Annotated in this window: 14 protein-coding genes; 3 read left to right on the plus strand and 11 right to left on the minus strand. The window is 35.4% G+C overall.

Annotated features, from left to right (window positions below):
* Positions 1–165: 165 nt before the first annotated feature.
* The 6 genes from ACAM30_RS06610 to ACAM30_RS06635 all read right to left on the minus strand — a co-directional run bounded on the left by ACAM30_RS06610 (position 166) and on the right by ACAM30_RS06635 (position 10,124).
* Positions 166–2,931 (minus strand): PD-(D/E)XK nuclease family protein, encoded by a 2,766-nt coding sequence (locus tag ACAM30_RS06610; protein WP_369617759.1) that lies wholly within the window; start codon positions 2,929–2,931, stop codon positions 166–168.
* Positions 2,932–2,994: 63 nt separating this feature from the next.
* Positions 2,995–4,458 carry an OmpA family protein gene (locus tag ACAM30_RS06615; RefSeq protein ID WP_369617760.1) on the minus strand — a complete coding sequence of 488 codons (1,464 nt, stop codon included), beginning with the start codon at positions 4,456–4,458 and terminating at the stop codon, positions 2,995–2,997.
* A gap of 114 nt (positions 4,459–4,572) precedes the next feature.
* The gene (gene kbl, locus ACAM30_RS06620; RefSeq protein WP_369617761.1) at positions 4,573–5,766 is read right to left on the minus strand and encodes a glycine C-acetyltransferase; all 1,194 of its coding nucleotides are present in this window, start codon (positions 5,764–5,766) and stop codon (positions 4,573–4,575) included.
* A gap of 80 nt (positions 5,767–5,846) precedes the next feature.
* Positions 5,847–9,005: a UvrD-helicase domain-containing protein gene (locus tag ACAM30_RS06625; RefSeq protein ID WP_369617762.1), complete on the minus strand. Its 3,159-nt coding sequence runs from the start codon at positions 9,003–9,005 to the stop codon at positions 5,847–5,849.
* Between the two features lie 140 nt (positions 9,006–9,145).
* Positions 9,146–9,745: a lipoprotein signal peptidase gene (locus ACAM30_RS06630; RefSeq protein ID WP_369617763.1), complete on the minus strand. Its 600-nt coding sequence runs from the start codon at positions 9,743–9,745 to the stop codon at positions 9,146–9,148.
* A 124-nt stretch (positions 9,746–9,869) separates the two neighbouring features.
* A complete protein-coding gene (locus ACAM30_RS06635; RefSeq protein ID WP_369617764.1) occupies positions 9,870–10,124 on the minus strand; it encodes a hypothetical protein in 255 nt (84 codons plus the stop codon).
* A gap of 140 nt (positions 10,125–10,264) precedes the next feature.
* On the opposite strand from ACAM30_RS06635, the gene ACAM30_RS06640 reads away from it, so the two are divergent.
* Complete coding sequence (locus ACAM30_RS06640; protein WP_369617765.1) at positions 10,265–10,621, plus strand: roadblock/LC7 domain-containing protein; 357 nt, start codon at positions 10,265–10,267, stop codon at positions 10,619–10,621.
* 32 nt (positions 10,622–10,653) lie between these two features.
* Positions 10,654–11,034: a hypothetical protein gene (locus tag ACAM30_RS06645; RefSeq protein ID WP_017497678.1), complete on the plus strand. Its 381-nt coding sequence runs from the start codon at positions 10,654–10,656 to the stop codon at positions 11,032–11,034.
* A 259-nt stretch (positions 11,035–11,293) separates the two neighbouring features.
* Here ACAM30_RS06645 and ACAM30_RS06650 read toward each other — a convergent pair whose 3' ends face one another.
* From ACAM30_RS06650 to gdhA, 5 genes are all read right to left on the minus strand, one after another.
* Positions 11,294–11,674 (minus strand): TraR/DksA C4-type zinc finger protein, encoded by a 381-nt coding sequence (locus ACAM30_RS06650; RefSeq protein WP_017497677.1) that lies wholly within the window; start codon positions 11,672–11,674, stop codon positions 11,294–11,296.
* Between the two features lie 6 nt (positions 11,675–11,680).
* A complete protein-coding gene (gene ileS / locus ACAM30_RS06655; protein WP_369617766.1) occupies positions 11,681–15,121 on the minus strand; it encodes an isoleucine--tRNA ligase in 3,441 nt (1,146 codons plus the stop codon).
* A 130-nt stretch (positions 15,122–15,251) separates the two neighbouring features.
* On the minus strand, positions 15,252–15,965 hold the full coding sequence (gene recO, locus ACAM30_RS06660; RefSeq protein ID WP_369617767.1) for a DNA repair protein RecO: 714 nt from the start codon (positions 15,963–15,965) through the stop codon (positions 15,252–15,254).
* Between the two features lie 163 nt (positions 15,966–16,128).
* A complete protein-coding gene (locus ACAM30_RS06665) occupies positions 16,129–18,411 on the minus strand; it encodes a T9SS type A sorting domain-containing protein (protein WP_369617768.1) in 2,283 nt (760 codons plus the stop codon).
* A gap of 134 nt (positions 18,412–18,545) precedes the next feature.
* Positions 18,546–19,889 carry an NADP-specific glutamate dehydrogenase gene (gene gdhA / locus ACAM30_RS06670; RefSeq protein ID WP_369618644.1) on the minus strand — a complete coding sequence of 448 codons (1,344 nt, stop codon included), beginning with the start codon at positions 19,887–19,889 and terminating at the stop codon, positions 18,546–18,548.
* 281 nt (positions 19,890–20,170) lie between these two features.
* On the opposite strand from gdhA, the gene ACAM30_RS06675 reads away from it, so the two are divergent.
* Positions 20,171–20,956: a glutamate dehydrogenase gene (locus tag ACAM30_RS06675; RefSeq protein WP_369617769.1), complete on the plus strand. Its 786-nt coding sequence runs from the start codon at positions 20,171–20,173 to the stop codon at positions 20,954–20,956.
* Positions 20,957–21,027: the final 71 nt, after the last annotated feature.

Consider the following 21,027-nt stretch of genomic DNA (forward strand, 5'->3'; position numbering starts at 1 on the left):
AATATTTGTAAACAAATTCATCAAAAAGAAATATACTCCATAAAAATTATAACATTTTACTTCATAAAATTCATTTAAAAAAAGTCTCTTTTTTATCTACTTTCAGAAATGAGATCGCTTTTTTCGTCATGAAAACATAAAAGCTGCTATTCTGAATAAAGAGAATTAATCTATTTTCTCTTCAAAAGGAATTGTACTGTCGAAAATCTCTTTTAACAATACTACAATTTCTTCTAAATACTTACTCAAAATTTCACCTGAAACTGTGGTAGTAATCTCTTTATCTTCTTTGAATGTAAAAGGTAAAAAACCTGTTTTAAGATTTTTAAACGAAATGATACCCGCTTCCATCGGAATTTCTTTCGCTTTGGTTTCAAACATAAAGGCATAAGCCAAAACCTGTATGATTTTGTCATTTTTAAGCTCCTGAGTCAATCCATTCCATGATTTCAGGATTACATTAGTCTTTTCTACTTTTCCGGTCTTATAATCAACAATTCGGATTTTTCCGTTGCGTAATTCGATGCGATCCACATTCCCTTTAATCAAAACAGGAACCGGCAAATCCGGATGATTCAATTCGCGCTCAAATGTTTCCTCCAAAGCTATGATCTGAACCGCATCTCCATTTTTAAGAGATTCTAATTCCATTTTCAAAAAATTAGAAACATTTCGTTTCGCTACTTCAAAAGCTAAAAGATTACGCCCTTTCTTGATCTCACCTTCTTTATAAACCAATTTAAACTGGCTCAAAACTTCGGCATCTAATAGTTTGAAACAATTTTCGAGATCTGTTTCCGAAATGAACTTCCCGATAAAAGGCTCATAAAGCGTTTTTAACGTTTCGTGTATAATAGTCCCAAGAGTATTCAGTGCGATATTCTCTTCAACTTCTTCCACCTCCCGGATTCGAAGTATTTTTTGAAAATAAAAGTCTATGGGATTTCGGATATAACTCGTCAAAGCCGAAGGTGAAAAACCAGCCAATGCAATTTCTTTTAAACGATCCATCACAGCCTCAGATTTGGGAACCACCATCGGCTGATAAGCCGTTGTTGGTAAAACGGGATTATAAATGTCAAACATTAAGTTGTGCTTCTTTTGTTTCTCTACCTCCAATTGCGTGATGAAACGACTTCGTTCTCCTGCATCCAATCCATCATTTTCTGTATTGTAAATCAAATAGATATTTTTTGCTCTTTGCAACAAATGATAAAAGTGATAGGTATAAATGGCATCCTTCTCTTTAAAAGTAGGCAAACCCAGTTCGTTTTTAACATCATAGGGAATAAATGAATTTTGAGATTTTCCGGCCGGAAACTTTCCTTCATTCATCGAGGTTACAATTACGGTATCAAAATCAAGTACGCGGCTTTCCAAGACCCCCATAATCTGAAGTCCACGTAAAGGCTCTCCTTCAAACGAAACTTCAGCAACATCAATAATCTGCTTATAGATTGCATGCAGTGTATCTATATTATCAATATGATTGTGTTTTGTGTAATAATTGATCAGCTTATTAATTACTTTAAAAACGGCATAAACAAAAGCTTTCGCAATTTTTTCCTCCTCATTGTCATTGCTGAAATTTTCTTTTATCAAAAGTAAAAGTGCCGAAACATTTTCAAGAACAGCAATCGACCCATTCTCCCACTTTTGAAAAAGCAGATCAAACAATGGTGTTGGATTCAAATTGAGTTCTAAAACCCGATTATGTGTAATAAAAGTGTAATTATTCTCCTTAATAATTCGAACCAAATTACTGGCATTGGCATAAGGTTCAACCAACGGATGTGTTAGGATATCAAGTATATCTTTATAATAAAAAACATAACTTTCTCCTTTACGCGAAAGCGCATTGGTATGCATTCGAAACAATTTCGCAATTAAGATCTGCGATGGGTTGTTCTTCCCTGAATAACCCATTGTAATATTCAAACTTCCAACCGAAGAAGGCAAAGAATATAAAACCGGCATCAGTAAATTCTCTTCACCCAGCACAATAGCCACTTTATCTAAAGCTGTAGTTGGGTTTTCGGTGATCATATTTCCGATAATACTACCCGCTAATTTTGCCTGACCAATTGTTTTAGGTGTCCCTATAATCTGAATGTTTTTAGACTGCGAAAAATCATCTACAATCCATTCAAACGGATGGGCTTTATAGTGTTTCCAATTTTCTTTAAAACGTCGCACAAAGAGACCTGCATCGTGATAAGGATCATTTAAGAAAGTCTGATCAACATCCCAATAAATTCTAGCCTGATCTAAAGCCAAAAGATGCTGAACAATTTTTTCTTCAGCCGCATTCAAGGCATTAAATCCTGCAAAAATGAAATTTCGATTTGAAACGGTGTTTGAAAAGTGATTGAGATTGTTTACGGCTTCGCGATAAATCAGTCCCTGGTATCCAATTGACTTATTCAGTAAGTGATTGTACAATGAGTCATAATACAATGGAAGAAGTTTCCAAAAATCGATGTAATTCTCTAAAAGCTTGGTTTTGTTTTCGACTTCAATCCCCCATTTTTTGATATCTTCAATATCACTCAAATAAGACAATACGTGAGAAGGATCTAAAAGATAACGATCGATTTCATTAAAATCCTGCAGGAGTGTTTTTGCCCAATTAGCAAATAATTCAAAAGACTGCTGGTGTTGTTTCTCGGTGACGGAAAGATACACTTCATAGAACTCAAACAAAAGCTCAATTGAATCAACTGATCTGATCGAGGCCACGTCTTGTACAAAATCTTCAATACTAATAATTTCAGGCGAAAGTATTGTTTTCTTTGTCTCATTTTTCAGAGCCTCAATTAAAAAAACTTTCGCTCTTTTATTAGGCAAAATAATCGTTGTTTCAGCAAGTTTATCTGAATAATCCAGAATTATAACCGTCGCTATTTTCCCGAGAAAAGAAGTATTTATCATTTGATAAAAATAAAAAAAGCCATTCAATTAAGAATGGCTTTTAGTATTTATTTAGACAGTAAATTAGATTTTACCTTGGTATTTAGAACCAATGTGTTTAATTTCTGTTCTTCTGTTTTGTGCTTTACCTGCAGCAGTTTTGTTGCTTGCAACTGGTTGAGAAGATCCGAATCCTTTAGACTCTAAGTTCTCAGCATTTACACCTCTTTCGATTAATGCATTTTTCACAGCGTCAGCTCTTTCTTGAGAAAGTTTGTCGTTGATTTTTGCAGAACCTGTACTATCTGTGTGTCCTTCGATAGAGAATTTCGCGTTTGGATAGTTTTTAAGGATTTCTTTAATTGCATCTAATCTAGCTGGAGTTTCTTTGTCACCAGTTTTGAAAGTAGCTTTTCCTGAGTTAAAGTAAACCGCTCTAGCTTGAACTTTAAGATCTTCTAAAGCTTCAGTAGTTACTTCAGGACAACCTCTGTTAGAAGCAGGACCAGCAACTGTAGGACAATCGTCATCTTTATCAGCTACACCATCTTTGTCAGCGTCTAAGAAAGGACAACCACCATTTTCTCTTGGACCAGCAACTGTAGGACATTTGTCATCTTTATCAGCAATACCATCACCGTCAGTATCAGGACAACCTTTTAAAGCAGCTAAACCAGCAACATCTGGACAAGCGTCATCTTTATCAGCAATTCCATCTCCGTCAGTATCAGGACATCCATTTAATGCAGCTAAACCAAATACATCTGGACAAGCGTCAGAAGCATCAACAATTCCGTCACCGTCAGTATCAGGACATCCGTTGAATTGTTTTAAACCAGCAACATCTGGACAAGCATCATCTTTATCGTAGATTCCGTCTCCGTCAGTATCTTTACCTCCGAATTTGAAAACTAGACCTGCAGTGTGTTGAAAGTGAGATGGAGCATCTGGAACACCAGCTTTATCTTGTCTGTCACCACTAACTGACCATTTGTATCTTGTAGCAAGTTCAAGACCAATAGCATCAGTAAACCAGAAAGTAACACCAGCACCTGGGTTAACAGTTCCGTAGCTGCTATCTCCGAAGAAAGTGTAACCTCCACCAACAGATAACGAAGGATCGATTACTTTAGATTTGATTAATTCCTGGAAGCTATATTTAATAGTAGCATCAATTCCGTAATACATCAAGTCACCAGGATTAGTTACTACGTTACCTCTACCGTCATGCCCTGCAGCAGATGGGTTGAAAGTAACATACTTATCAATCTTGTTCACAGATCCTTGCAAACCAACAGAGAAACCATCACCTACATATCTACTCACACCAATGTAAGATAGAGAAGGAAGAATATTCCAGTTGTCTTTTACAGCGAATGGCTGAGAAAAGTGTTGATCGAAGAAACCACTTCCTGATCCAGAACTTGTTCTAGTATCAACGGCATTAACTCCAAAAGAGATAGCCCATGGATTGTTGCTGTCTTGTGCGTGAGAACTTAAACCCATCACCATCATCACAGCAACTAAAAGTTTGTTAAGATGTTTCATACTTAATTTTTTTTAATTACAATTTAGTTAATTACAAGCAAAAGTAACACCAAAATTTTTAAATACAAAATGAAATGTTAAAAAAAACCTACAAAAATTCGACCAAAGTGGGAATTATATAACTTTTAACATTTGTCCGACAACTGTGAAAGCATCTATAGCCCTGTCTAAGTGCTCTTTTGTATGCGCAGCCGATAATTGCACTCTAATCCTTGCTTTTTCTTTAGGTACTACAGGGAAGAAGAATCCGATTACATAAATGCCTTGTTTCAATAATTCATTCGCCATAGTCTGCGACAATTTCGCATCATATAACATCACCGGAACGATTGCCGAATCTCCGTCAATGATATCAAAACCGGCTTTTTTCATTCCTTCTTTAAAGTAATTTGTATTCCATTCTAATTTATCTCTCAACGTAGTATCTTTTTCCAATAATTCAAATACTTTAATTGAGGCTCCAACAATAGCCGGTGCCAGTGAATTTGAGAATAAATATGGCCTTGAACGCTGACGCAGCAATTCTATAATCTCTTTTTTAGCAGTTGTATAACCTCCCATTGCCCCGCCTAAAGCTTTACCAAGGGTTCCGGTAATAATATCAACTCTTCCCATAACTCCTTTTGCCTCGAGAGTTCCTTTTCCGGTTGCCCCGATAAATCCTGCAGCATGACATTCATCCACCATCACCATAGCATCGTACTTATCTGCCAGGTCACAAATTTTATCAAGAGGCGCTACCAGACCGTCCATAGAGAAAACTCCATCAGTAACAATTAATTTGAAACGAGCACCTGCCTCATTTGCTTTAATTAATTGCTGCTCCAAATCTTCCATATTACTATTTTCATAACGGTAACGCGCCGCTTTACACAAACGAACCCCATCGATAATAGACGCATGATTCAGACTGTCTGAAATAACAGCATCGTTCTCTCCTAACAAAGGCTCAAAAACACCACCATTGGCATCAAAAGCTGCTGCATAAAGAATAGTATCTTCTGTACCATAGAAATCTGCAATCTTCTTCTCTAAGGTCTTATGAATATCCTGTGTTCCGCAAATAAAACGTACTGATGACATTCCAAAACCATGTGTATCCATAGCATCTTTTGCTGCTTTTACTACTTCTGGATGTGATGAAAGCCCTAAATAATTATTAGCACAAAAATTCAACACTTTTTCTCCTGTAGAAATCGTTATCTCAGCATCTTGCGCCGAAGTTATAATGCGTTCTTTCTTGAAAATTCCGTTTTCTTCAATTGTTTGCAACTCATTTTGCAAATGTTCTTTTATTTTACCGTACATTTCTATTTATTTAAAACGTTAAAAATTAACAACTTAAGACAAAAACACCTAGTCAAACCTTTAACATCTGATTAATTTTTTCACAAATTTACTACATCGATTTCTGATCCGATGTATACCAACGCCTTTTTTAACACTTTATATCCCAAATCCTCTATAGCTTCCTCATACTCCTGAATTTGCCTGGTATATTTTGAATTTATCGCTCCTGTTTTATAATCTAACAAATAGGCTTCTTTGTTTGAAGTCAGAACAATACGATCGGGTTTTAAAATCCTGCCTTCTTTCTGAACAATTGTCTGTTCGTTCAAAATAGTTGCATTCCCATCAAAACAGATACTCAGCTCCGGATGATTCACTATTTCCTGAAGTGTCTTTGCCACCATATCAACCTGGTCGTTTGTAATCAATCCATTCTCAATTCCCTTTGCAATGGCCAGATCCACATCTGACCTGTCCTTAACAAAAGCCAGAATTTCGTGAACTATATTACCGTAAGCAATTGCTTCCTGCTGATGCGTTCCCCACATTAAAGCCTCCCGCTGTGCAATTTTAATATTTTTTGGATTTAAAACTTCTGAAACAACAGGAATCGTCTTTACCAAATCAACTGATTTTACAGCATTCGAAAGTCTAGTTTTACTACCAAACTCATACTCTAATCTTTCCGCATCATAAACCCCTTTATGCATTAAATATCGAATAAAAAAGGAAGCCATATTACTGGGCAATTCACCATCTTTCCGTTCTTTCATTCCTTGCGATATCACATACAACTGCTCTTCAGCACGTGTCAAAGCTACATACAAAACATTTATATTATCCAGCAGCTCTTCCTGTTTTTTCAAATTAAAAACAGCCGAAGCACTCTCACCGAAGCCTTCAACCGCACTACTATTATCGATCAAAGCTTTCGGAACATCTAAATTTACATCTTCAGTGTCAAGCCATAATTTATCTTTTGGTTTTCGATTGTAGTCTTCTTCTGCAAATGGCATAATCACAACCGGAAACTCCAATCCTTTTGATTTATGAATCGTCATGATTCTAACAGCATTATTTCCCTCAGGAGACGGAATGCTAAATTTCTCCGCATTTTTATCCCAATAACTTAAAAAGTCAGCTATTCCTGCCTGATTTCTCATATCTCGCTCTAAAACAATATCTAAAAAGAACTGAACGTATGCATTTCCTTCATCAGGAAGAATAAATTTCGCAATTATAATTTCAACCGCCTCATACAAGGATTTTTTACGAACATCTTCAAAAGAAAGCGAAACATCAAAAGTTAAAAGCCATTTTTCAAAATCATCCTCCTTTTTTTGAGACATTCCTGAGGCGATAAAATCATGAATCGGCATCTGAACTTCTTTATTGGATCCCAAAAAATGAAGAAAATTAGCTTTCGACTCTAAATCAGCGCTGTTGTTTAAATATTTCAGCAGACAAACTATCAAACGCACCTCTGTTGCATTTTGAATCATCAGGGTTTCAGACGACAAAAGCGGGATATTTTGCTCCGTTAGATAATTCGCGATAGCAATTCCCTGCCCTCTTTTTCGGGTTAAGATTACAATATCTTTGTACTCAAAACCTTCCCGAAGGACTTTTTGAATGGTATTTAAAGTTGCTAAAACATACAGATCCGATTTTTCAACTACTTCTTCTTCGTCTGCGTAATCTGATTTCTCGATCACAGGCAGAAAGGCAATACTGACATATCCTCCCTTCTTTGAATTTATGTTCTGAAAACTATGATTTTCATACAAATCTTTGTAATCTTCATTGGTAAATTCTGCCGAAATTAATTTAAAAAAATCGTTATTAAATTCAATTACCTCACTATAACTGCGGTAATTTGTATCTAAGTGCTTAACCTCTTTTTTGTGGTTGAAAAAAGTATTTTCTTCTTTTCCTAATTCTATAAACTGCTCTGCTTTTCCTCCTCGCCATCGGTAAATAGATTGTTTCGGATCTCCCACAATCATCAGCGTTCCCTTATTTCCAAAATCATCTTCTCCGGAAAGGGAATTATGAATCAGCGGAATCAGATTTTGCCATTGCATCTCGGAGGTATCCTGAAATTCATCGATAAAAAAATGGCGGTATTTCTCTCCCAAACGCTCATAAATAAAAGGCGCAGGCTGATTCTGAATCTCACGGTGAATAATGGCATTGAATTCAGAAATTGACAATACATTTTGTTCCGATTGAATTTTAGCCAATTCATTACTAACGGTATTCAACAGCGAAAGTGGCGTAATGTTTTTCAGAAAGGCTTTATAAAAATCTCTTTTTTCGAAATTCTTATAGATTTTTACCAAAATCTGAAGCAGTTCAGGTATTATATTTTCAATTAACGCACGGTCTTTTGCCGTTTTATTAATAGCAATATCATCGAATTCATGGAAAGTTTTATTTCGTGGGTTGAATTTCCCGTCACGAATACTTTCTAAATGGTTTGGAAATGTTCCGCGGGAGAATGACTTCAGATCAATTCCATTTTTTTCGATTAAAGCAAGTGCCTCAATGGCAAAATTTTCGCTCTCGGATTCAAGTTCTTTGCACAGAGCGAGCATTTTCTTCTTAATCACAATAAATTCTTCGATCGATTTATCCTGAAAATGAGAAATCTCATTCCGATTATTTTCATTCAGAACCAATCTTCCTGTTTCTAAGATCTCACGAGAAACATCCCAACTTTTATCGTCGTCGGTTTTTTCCATCGTGAAATCAACCAGCAGCTTAGTCAATGTTTCGTCCTGACCGGCTTGTGCAATTATAGCATCAACCGCCTCAACCAGTAAATTCTCTGTATCCAAAGTGACTTCAAAAGTCATTGGCAGATTAAGATCATGCGCAAAAGCACGAATTACTTTGTGTGTAAATTTATCGATGGTAGAAATATCAAAAGCAGCATAATTATGAATTAAGTGCTTGATAATATTTTGAGATTTTATTTTAATCTTAATAATCGAAAGGCCTGTATCTCTAGACAAATCCTCCATCAAATCGACTGCTTTTGCAGAAGGATCCTCTTTTGCAAACTCAGACAAACTTCCAACAATACGGCTTTTCATTTCATGAACTGCTTTATTGGTGAATGTAATGGCCAAAATGTTGCGATAAGCATCGTTCTTTGGAGAAGAAAGAATAATTTTAAGATACTCTTTTACCAAAGTATAGGTCTTTCCGGAGCCTGCAGATGCATCATAGATAGAGAAAGACGGACTTTGCATAAGTTTGGTTTTTCGTAGGGTAAAAATAACACATTAATTTTAAACAGGCTCTAAATCCCAATAATGTAAAATTCCAAATTCCAACAGGGCATACTGCTATTGGAATTTGGAATTTAAAATATTTAAATTTTCTATAAAAATTATGCTGTTTTAGGAAATGCTCTTTTATTAAAAACCAACAATATACCCACTCCTGTAGAAATTGCTACATCGGCAACATTAAAGATCGCATTAAAAAAAGAAACTTCTTCACCTCCCCATAAAGGAAACCAGGCTGGCAAAGTACCTCTCCAGATTGGAAAATAAAACATATCTACAACTAAACCATGAAACCATGTTCCGTAAGGTTCCGGCGAGAAAAGAGTTGCCAAATTACCATGACTGGCATCAAAAATAATTCCGTAGAATACTGAATCGATTATATTTCCGGCTGCTCCGGCAAAAATCAAAGCAATAGCAACGATTAAATAATTAGAATAGCGCTTCTTAACCGAATCGGCTAACCAGTATCCAATTCCGAATACGGCAAAGATTCTGAAAACGGTTAAAATCAATTTACCATATTCTCCGGGAATTTTAGTTCCCCAGGCCATTCCCTCATTTTCAATAAAATGAATTCTAAACCAGTCAAAAACTACCACTTCATCGCCTAAAACAAAGTTTGTTTTTACATAGATTTTTGAAAGCTGATCAACAATTAAAACTAAGAATATAAGCAAATACGCTTTTCGTAATGACATTTTATTAAATTTTGATGCGGCAAAAATAACAATTTAATCAAAAAAAACGCTCCCAATGGAGCGTTAATTGTTTTCAGGGACAAACCAGCAGGTATTACATCAATTTATCACCTATATGGAGAATCTATTTTCTAACATTTGACTGAGCTGATTTTTTAGGAGGATCAGCAAAAAATTCTGAAATCGACTTAAAGAGTCCTTTCCCTTCTTTTCCTGCTGCGGCATTCTTAGCCTCAGCTTTCTTGACCTGAGTCTTAAACTGAATACGAATTTTTTCAAATTCTTTCATTCTGTGCTCCACATCAGAGCTTACCTCTTTAAATTTCAACACTTTAGCCATTTTACAAGATTTTAATGTTAAATAAATAAAATTATTCATGATTTGGTATTACAATGATACATAATTTAATTTATATTTGTTAATAAAAATTAACACTTGTTTAGATTAAAAGATCATATTTACCCTTTATACGGTATTAAAACGAAAAGAATTTAACAACTTTATTAAATCCTACAAATATGAATGAAATCACAACTACTCTAAACGACTTTCTCCTTAATACCAAATCTTCCGCAGCATTAATCATCAATGGAAAAGGAAAACTAATCACATCACTTCACTTAGACTATGCAGACAGTATTGCCGCAATGAGTTCTGCCATAGTATCGATGAGCGACAAATTATTATTAGATCTCGAAAAAGGCTCATTAAAACAACTCTTTTTAAAAACTGCCGAAGGAGTTATTATCGGAAACAAAATAAGCGGCACAAATTTCATTATTACATTTTCAAAAGACGGAAGCAATCTGGGTTTATTACTACGATCGACTGAAGAAACTGCTGCCGAGTTAAGCAAAAATTCACTGTTAAAATAACATATTTCTATTAACACCAAACCCCGAAAACTATGAGTAATGACTTTTTAAACGTTTTTTTGAATGAAATGAAAACTAACGTAAACGGCTTTATTGCAGTGGCTGTAACAGAAATCGAATCAGGATTAAGCTTTGGAAACCTGACCACAGATCCGGCATTCGATCCTGAACTTGCAGCAGCATACAACCTCGAAGTTGTTAAAGCAAAATTGAGTGCAGTAAAAGCTTTAAATTTAAACCAGGAAATCGAAGACATTTTGATTACACTTTCGAATCAAATTCACATCATCGATATTTCACCAAACAAAAAATTCATGATCTATCTTGCTGCAGATTCAACTAAAGCAAATTTAGGAATGACAAGAGCTGTTTTAAGAAAACACAAATTAGAACTGGAAAAAAATCTGGCTTAATCAAAAGCCATCTTTTTTAATTAGAACTGCCTTCCAAACTTGGCAGTTCTAATTATTTTTACTCCTTTAGAGCCTTCTAAACTATGGCTTTAAAAATTCCTACAAAAACAAACTGTATTTTTCTACTACATTTACACAATTTGTAATACAATTCCTTGTTTAACATCCTATCATTCCTTAAACAAAACGATTTAAACATTAAACAAAAAAAACGCCCCTAAAAAGGAGCGTTTTGCCTATTGTTATATAAAACTGAAAATTATCTCTGCAAGTTTTTAGCTTCGATACTCATTGTAGCATGAGGAACGATTTTAAGCCTTTCTTTGCTGATTAATTTACCTGTTACTTTACAAATACCATAGGTTTTATTTTCAACACGGAATAATGCGTTTTTTAGATCGCGTATGAACTTTTCCTGTCTGATCGCCAACTGTGAGTTTGCTTCTTTAGACATTGTTTCGCTTCCTTCTTCAAATGCTTTAAAAGTTGGAGAAGTATCATCTGTTCCGTTATTCAAATCATTCATATAAGCACTCTTTATCAAATCCAGATCAGCTTGTGCTTTTTGTATTTTGCTTTGAATTATTTCTTTGAACTCTGCTAAATCAGCATCAGAGTATCTTGTAATTTCATCTATCATCTTATATTATTTTGAAATTAATATCATTGTTTTAATGTCATCAAATTCAATTTCTGTGCCGTTTTCCAAAGCGTCAACAAAAACCAAATCATCAGTCAGTGTCTCAGACTTAATATAGTCTTCATTTTTTAGAATTGCCTCTTCTAAAAGGCCGCTTCTTTTTATTTGAACTTTAATTTTATCGGTAACTTCAAATCCTGAATCTTTACGAATGTTTTGAATTCTGTTTACCAATTCTCTCGCGATTCCTTCGTTTCTCAATTCTTCTGAAATTGTGATATCAAGTGCAACCGTAATTCCATTTGAATTTGCAACCAGCCAGCCTTCAATATCCTGAGATGTTATTTCGACATCTTCTAATGATAAAGTTACGGTATTTCCTGCAATTACAATATCCAATGCTCCCTGCTTGTCCAATTGATTGATCTGATCTGCCGAAAAAGACTGTATCTCTTTGGAAATCAATCCCATATCCTTTCCGAAACGTGGCCCAAGAGCTTTAAAATTAGGCTTAATTTGTTTCACCAAAATACCTGAATCATCGTCTAAAAGCACAATTTCTTTAACGTTAACTTCTGCTTTTACAAGTTCGGAAATCGCTTCAATTTCGGCCCTCTGATTCTCGTCAAGTACCGGAATCATTACCTTTTGCAAAGGTTGACGTACTTTAATCATTTCCTTTTTACGCAGTGACAAAACCAAAGACGATATAGTTTGCGCCTTCTGCATTTTACTTTCTAACGTTTTATTAACAAAGTTTTCGACAAATTTCGGGAACTCTGCCAAGTGAACACTGGCAAATTGCTCTGTTTGCGTCGAACCTGTTAAATCGCGGTATAATTTATCCATGAAAAAAGGAGCGATCGGAGCGCTTAATTTACTTATCGTTAATAAACAAGTGTAAAGCGTTTGATAGGCTGCAATTTTATCATGAGCGTATTCACCTTTCCAGAAACGACGACGACACAAACGAACGTACCAGTTACTCAGGTTTTCCTGTACGAAGTCAGAAATAGCCCTTGCTGCTTTCGTAGGCTCATAATCTTCATAACATTCGTCAACAAATTTTATCAAAGTATGTAATTCCGACATGATCCACTGATCGATTTCCGGTCTTTCGTTTAACGGAATTTCAGCTTCAGCATATTTAAACCCATCAATATTGGCATATAACGAGAAGAAGGAATACGTATTATACAGGGTCCCGAAGAACTTTCGACGAACCTCAGCAATTCCTTCAATATCAAACTTTAAGTTATCCCATGGATTTGCGTTAGAGATCATGTACCAACGTGTGGCATCAGGACCGTACTCCTTAATTGTTTCAAAAGGATCTGTTGCATTTCCTAATCGTTTCGACATTTTTTGTCCGTTTTTATCCAGAACCAAACCATTCGAAACTACATTCTTGTACGCAACTTTATCAAAAACTAAAGTTCCGATTGCGTGCAGTGTATAAAACCATCCACGAGTCTGATCGACACCTTCTGCGATAAAATTCGCAGGGAAATCTTTATTCTCATCGATTTTATCTTTATTCTCAAAAGGGTAATGCCATTGTGCATAAGGCATCGCTCCCGAATCAAACCAAACGTCAATCAAATCGCTTTCACGTTTCATTGGCTGGCCTGAAGCTGAAACCAAAGTAATTCCGTCAACTACATTTTTATGCAGGTCAACTAAATCATAATTTGATTCAGACATATTTCCGATTTCAAAACCTTTGAATGGGTTTTCTTTTTGAAAACCTGCTTCGATAGATTTTTCGATCGCATTATACAATTCTTCAACAGAACCAATAAGAACTTCTTCTTTTTTGTCTTCTGTTCTCCAAATTGGCAACGGAATCCCCCAATATCTAGAACGAGATAAGTTCCAGTCGTTAGCATTTTTCAGCCAGTTTCCAAAACGTCCTTCACCAGTAGACTTAGGTTTCCAATTGATAGTTTCGTTCAGGTCGAACATTCTATCTTTGACATCGGTTACTTTAATAAACCATGAGTCTAGCGGATAATATAATAACGGCTCATCAGTTCTCCAACTGTGTGGATAACTATGTACGTATTTTTCAACCTTAAAGGCTTTATTTTCTTCTTTTAATCGAATAGCAATTTCAACATCTACAGAACGCTCCGGCGCCTGACCTGCATCATAATATTCATTTTTCACATATTTTCCTGCCAAATCACCTACATGTGAAGTAAATCTTCCTTGCAAATCAACTAAAGGAACTGCTGTCCCATTTTCGTCTAAAACTAACATTGGCGGCACTTCCGGTTTTGCTTCTTTTGCAACTTTAGCATCATCAGCACCAAAAGTAGGAGCGGTATGCACAATTCCTGTTCCGTCTTCGGTAGTAACGAAATCTCCGGCGATTACTCTAAATGCATTCTCAGCATTTTGATATGGTAATACATAAGGCAGTAATTGCTCGTAACGAATTCCAACCAAACTTGTTCCTTTTGTTTCAGCTAAAATTTTGTACGGAAGTTTTTTATCGCCGTTTTTCACATTGTCAAAATCAGCATCATCTTCACTTAAGAAATATCCTTTTGAGAATTGTTTTCCAACTAGATTTTTAGCTAAAATTACATTTACAGGTTCAAAAGTATATTGATTGAAAGTTTTGACTAAAACATAATCAATCTTTGGTCCAACAGTCAAAGCTGTATTCGATGGCAATGTCCAGGGAGTTGTTGTCCATGCAAGGAAATAAAATTCATTATTATATCCGAAAGAAGCTTTATCTAGATTAAAAGCTCTTTCAACTTCATTTGCCCCTTCTTCAAATTTTGAAACACTTTTAAACTGCGCTACGATCGTAGTATCCGTAACATCACGATACGCTCCGGGCTGATTTACTTCGTGAGAAGACAATCCTGTTCCGGCTTTAGGTGAATAAGGCTGAATCGTGTATCCTTTGTACAACAAACCTTTATCATAGATTTGTTTCAAAAGCCACCATACAGATTCCATATATTTAGGTTTGTAAGTTACATACGGATCTTCCATATCTACCCAATATCCCATTTTTTCGGTCAAATCATTCCATACATCAGTATAACGCATTACGGTTTTTTTACACGCTTCGTTATATTCTTCGATAGAAATGGTTTTACCAATATCTTCTTTTGTAATTCCAAGTTCTTTTTCGGTACCCAATTCTACAGGCAATCCGTGAGTATCCCAACCGGCTTTTCTTTTTACCTGAAAACCTTTTTGAGTTTTGTAACGACAGAAAATATCTTTAATTGCACGAGCCATTACGTGGTGAATTCCCGGCAATCCGTTTGCTGAAGGCGGACCTTCAAAAAACACATAAGGCTCAGCACCTTCACGGGTACTTACACTCTTTTCAAATATATTTTCTTTCTTCCAAAAATCAAGTACTTCTGACGCTACTGTTGGCAAGTCAAGTCCTTTGTATTCAGTAAATTTTGTGCTCATTTTATACTTTTCTTAAACGAGGTGCGAAAGTAAGGAATTTTGAGGAATATAGATAAAAGATGTTTAAAAAAAGCGTCCGAACAGAAAATTTCTAATAGATCTTGTAAAAAAGATTGCCGATTTTAAAAATTTAAGAAAAAATCTCCTTTAAAACCTCTAAAGATTTTGGCTTTTTGAATCCTTCTAAATGAAAACTGTAGTAATCAATGAGAATTTTCAGTAAAATTTGTCTTTCAGTTACATGAAAAACCTTCTGATCGTTTTCGAATTTAAGATCAATTAATTTCTTAAAAAGATTGGTTTCATGTTCCGTCAAAGTATTCGTTCCATGAAACAAAGTAAAAACACCGTCAATCATTTCAAAATAAGAAAATTCAACTTCAGACACATCCGGATAAAAACCAAAATATTTTGTAGCTTCCAAAAGCAGAATCAAATGAAAATTCGAAATTTCATCATGATGATCCAGCCAACTCAATGCCGTCTCTAAAAACACAAAAAAGGCTTCATTTTTTTCTTCTTCCTGAATGGAATAATGAAGCATCTCGGACAAAAACATAACCATCGTACTTTTTACCAAATCGGTGTGGATACTTTGAAAAGGCACTGCAGTTTTTATCTCTTTAAAAGTTTCTAAAGTTCCTTTATTCTTATGCATCGCCTCAATCTCAAGAACAGACAAGGGCTGAAAATAAGCAATTTTCTGACTTGCTTTCCGACTCGAAAAGGCATCTCGTACAAAATAGGATTTTAGTCCGTGTGAAAGTGTAAAGCACTTTACGATCAGACTTTTTTCCTGAAATTTTAACGATGAAATTACTATTGCTTTGGTTTTAACTAGCAAGATTTAGATTGTTAGATTATTAGATTGTTGGGCTTCTTAGATTTTTAGATTCTTGGATCGTTGGATTTTTAGATTGTCGGACTACTTAGATGTTGGGCTGGTTAGATTTTAGTTCTTTCTAATGATCCAGCAATCTAAAAATCTCATTATCTCAATTAACAAATTACCTAATTATCATCACCTTTTTTACTTTAGTTTCACTTCCATCTTCGGCTGAAATAAAAACCATGTATACTCCGGAAGCAACTTTATACTTTCCGAAAGCGGTAGTATCCCATTCGATTGTTCCTCCCGACGAAGTAGTTTCGTATACTAAATTACCTTCGATGTCTGTAATTTTAATATTAGCTTTATCAATAAGCCCGGCAACTTTCACGGTTCCTGCATAATTAGGACGCACAGGATTTGGATAAACGTAAACATTATTCAAGTCTTCACTTGCTCCTGTTGCAACTCCTTTGAATGAAATCATTCCTTTGTTGGTCGCAATAAAAACCTCTCCCGTAGCACTATTGATTTTCACATCGTTTATAACATTACTTGGTAAAGGTGAATTATTTATTGTAAAATGATATTTTGTTTCCTGACCGTTTGGCGACACCATGAAAATCCCGGAATCAATTGTCCCTATCCATTTATTATTTGCTCCATCTACTGCGATCGATGTGATAAATTGCTCGTAAAGCAACTCCTGAGCCAAATTGTCTTCCATAATTATAATTGGATTCGCTTTTAACTGACTTTCAGTCTGAAAACCTCCGACATTAGACAAAACTCTCAGTCCTTTTGTAGTACCAATCCAAAGTTGATTTTTCGTATCAAGTACCACAGCTCTCACATCTTCAATTGGCAAATTCCCTAAATCAGCACCGGAAGTAATCTTTTTAAAAGTATTGTTACTTTCGTTAAAAGCAATTACTCCGTCATTACTCGTTGCGATCCATTTGGTATTGTTTTTGTCGATCACTATCCCGGCATAATTGGTTGTTTCGGCATCTTTAAGAATTGAAGTTGTCGCATAACTTTGCCATTTTCCATCGGTTTTCAAAACTTTTAAGCCATTCTTAATCCTACTGTTGGTGACCCAAAAATTTCCCGTTTTATCAAAAGCAGTTCCATTAATACGAACATCAATATAGTTGGGTCCCGCAAACGAAATCGATTCTAATCCACTATTTTTTTCATTGTACAATAAGACCGGAGTATCGTTTTCTATTTTTAGCAATCCGGAAAAGAAAGAACTGGCAAAAACCTGTTTCTCATTACCGGGATTTACGATCACCCGTGTAATTGACTTAGCATCCAAAACTTGCGAGTAAGGAATATTTAGCCAGCCCGAAGTGCTATATTTACTCACTCCATAACTATCTAAAGGGTACGGATTATAAAAAGAGTCATAATCCCCATATACTGCCCAAAGCGCATTAGGACTTGCATCCAAAGAAAAAATATTATTTCGAACCGGTCCTGATGGTGTATTTCCCTGAAAAGCGGAAGCTCCTGAAAGTGTTGATGAAAACAGCCCTTGTTCTTTTGTTCCTATATAGATCTGATCTCCAATAACACTAGAACAGGTAAAAATCAGCGTATTATCCAAAACCTGCGTATTGGTAATCTGACGTGTCAATACCATTTGATTGTTATACACATAAACAACATCCGGCGTCGTGATTATTAAATTATGATTTGCAGCCCGCATATCAACTGAAGATTTCGGGAGCTGTAAAAACCCAACAAATGAATTGGAGTTGTATCGGTGTATAAACCCTGCAGAATTTATCGCAATCAGCTCCGAATCCAGCGACTCAATACTGCTCCAGTCACCTGCATTTACCAGACTCCATTGGTTAAAATCAATAAGATTGGCATTTGTGCTGTTGGCTTTTTTGATTCCGTTTGAAGTTGCCGCGTAGAAAAACCCATTAAAATAAGCCGTTTGTCTTACTCTAACTTCGACACCATTATCACCTATAAAATAAGTATCTCCAAATTTGAGACTGGTTAAATTGAACTGTACAATTCCGAAATCGCACGAAACATAAACCACTCCATTATACTCCATAAAATGGTTAATTTTTTTCAGATTGGCAGGCAATTGTTTATTTATGATATCAATGACCTTTAATATACTGCCATCGGTTTCATTTACTACAATCATTAGTCCGTTCTCATATCCAATTATGGTTTTCTTAAATCCTTCGCTATGGTATGAAGCAGAAATAGTCTGTCCTGAAAGTCCATCGACTGTTGTGGTTATTTTGGTGGCGTTCTGAGCTATATTTTTAGAGAAAAGAGCATTCTCTGAAGCCACAAAAACGGTTGTTGAAGATTGCGAGATATCTTTTATTTCGTTGAACGAAAAATACCCCTGCCAGGACAATTTATTCTGAGAGAAACAAAATTGTACTACCAACAAAAGCAAAACATACAAAAACTTTCTTTTCATTATTTGATAAATTCAGATAGACAAATATACTACAAACGAAAGTATTTGATTTTTGTTCTCCTGTAAATAAAAAATGCCTCCGATTTATCTTTAAAAAAGACAAATGGAGGCACTAAAAAACTATAACTAAAAAATTATACTACACCCTGAGCAAGCATAGCATCGGCAACTTTAACAAATCCTGCAATGTTAGCTCCTTTTACGTAGTCAACATAACCTGATTTATCCGAACCGTATTTTACACATGAAGCATGAATTGCTAACATGATTCCTTTTAATCTTTCGTCAACTTCTTCAGAAGACCAGCTTAAACGCAATGAGTTTTGCGACATTTCAAGACCTGAAGTAGCAACACCACCAGCATTAGAAGCTTTTCCAGGAGCGAATAAAATTTTAGCATCAAGGAAAACAGCAACTGCCTCTGGCGTAGATGGCATATTTGCTCCTTCTGCAACAGCAATACAACCGTTAGCCACTAAAACTTTAGCCTCATCACCATTCAATTCGTTTTGAGTTGCACATGGTAATGCTACATCACATTTAACTTCCCATGGACGTTTTCCTTCTACGTATTTCGCATTTGGATATTTCGCCACGTACTCACTGATTCTTCCTCTAAGCTCATTTTTTAACTCCATTACGAAAGCTAATTTTTCAGCATCGATTCCGTCTGCATCATAGATATATCCAGCAGAATCTGACAATGTAACTACTTTTGCCCCTAATTGAGTAGCTTTTTCAGTTGCGTACTGCGCTACGTTTCCAGAACCGGAAACAGCAACAATTTTCCCTTTAAAGTCATCTCCTTTAGTTGCCAACATACTTTGAGCAAAATAAACTGCTCCGTAACCTGTAGCTTCCGGACGGATTAATGATCCTCCGAAAGAAATTCCTTTTCCGGTTAAAACTCCCGTAAATTCATTTCTTAATCTTTTGTATTGACCAAACATATATCCTACTTCTCTACCACCTACTCCGATATCTCCGGCAGGAACGTCAGTATCAGCTCCGATATGTTTTGAAAGTTCCGTCATAAAACTTTGACAGAATTTCATGATTTCATTATCTGATTTTCCTTTTGGATCAAAATCAGATCCACCTTTACCACCACCCATTGGCAATGTTGTTAAGCTGTTTTTGAAAGTCTGCTCGAAAGCTAAAAACTTCAAAATACTTAAATTAACAGAAGGGTGAAAACGCAAACCACCTTTGTAAGGTCCGATTGCTGAGTTCATCTGGATACGATATCCTTTATTAACCTGGATTTCTCCTTTGTCGTTTAACCAGTTCACTCTGAACAAGATAACACGTTCAGGTTCTACCATACGCTCTAAAAGCATTTTGTTCTGGTATTTTTTATTTTCTTCAATAAAAGGAATTACCGTTTCGGCAACTTCTAAAACTGCTTGTAAAAACTCTGATTCATTCGGGTTTTTTTGACTAACCGAATCCATAAAAGCGGTAATACTTTGTGACATGATTATTAGATTATTAACATTTAAGAAAACGTTTTCGTTATTTACGACAAAGGTAATCGAAAATGACATTTATTGAATATTTTTTTACGATTCTCTTAAACTTTTATTTAATATACAGTAAACCAAGAAAAAAGACATTTTAGGTTTTGCTTTTTAAAGTAAATTACTACCGATATATCTAATATTTTAATATTTTTAATAAATATTCATCAATACAGCTCTTTATACTTCTTAGTTGCTCCTCTTTTTATATATTTGCCGGGATTTGAAAGCCCAAACCTATGCTCAAACCTATAATACTCACGTTATTTGCCTTTCTGGGCATCTCAACAATATCGACTGCACAATCAAGACTGGCTCACGAAGTTGGTTTAATATTCGGCCCTGTAACTTTTCAGTCTGATTTTGGAGAAAGAAACGATCTGGACACTAATCTTGGAAATACCGGATTTGGAGTTGGATTGGTTCACTTTATCAATTTTTCCAGCAACAGTAACAGAGAAAGATTCTTCTCGGAACATTTCAAAGTCAGATCAGAACTATCATTCAATAGCACAAAACTGAATCACTTTGGAAAATGGACAGAGAAAAAACCTGAAACACTAGGCGTTAGACAACTCAAAGCCATGCAAGGAAAATCGACTGTAATAAGTCTTGGATCCCAACTGGAATTTTCTCCCCTGAAAATACATTATTATGAAAATTCCGTAGGTGCTTTCAGTCCTTATGTAAGTTTAGGTTTCTTGGTAAGTTATTATACTACAGAAGTTAGTTCGAGTCTTGGCAAGTTGGGAAGTCCCGAAGCTACATTTCCTAAATACCTGACTCCTTCAGATGGCCGTCAATTTGGCTTTTCAAGTGAAAATGGTGTCGTTTTATCGGGTACTGCCGGAATTGGTGTTCATTATAAATTAAATGAAATGAGCGATTTAATGCTTGAAGGTCGTTTTCAAGCTTTTAGCTCTGACTGGGTGGACGGTCTAAATCCGAATAAGAAAATTTACAAAGAAAACAAATCAAACGACGCTCAGATTTGGTTTAATATAGGATATATTCAATACTTATAATTTTATAAATCCCAAATAAAAAATCCCAAATTCCAAAATAATACAAATTGGAATTTGGGATTTTTTTTATA

Source organism: Flavobacterium sp. CFS9 (genome assembly GCF_041154745.1).
In the GTDB taxonomy this organism is placed as follows: Bacteria; Bacteroidota; Bacteroidia; order Flavobacteriales; family Flavobacteriaceae; genus Flavobacterium.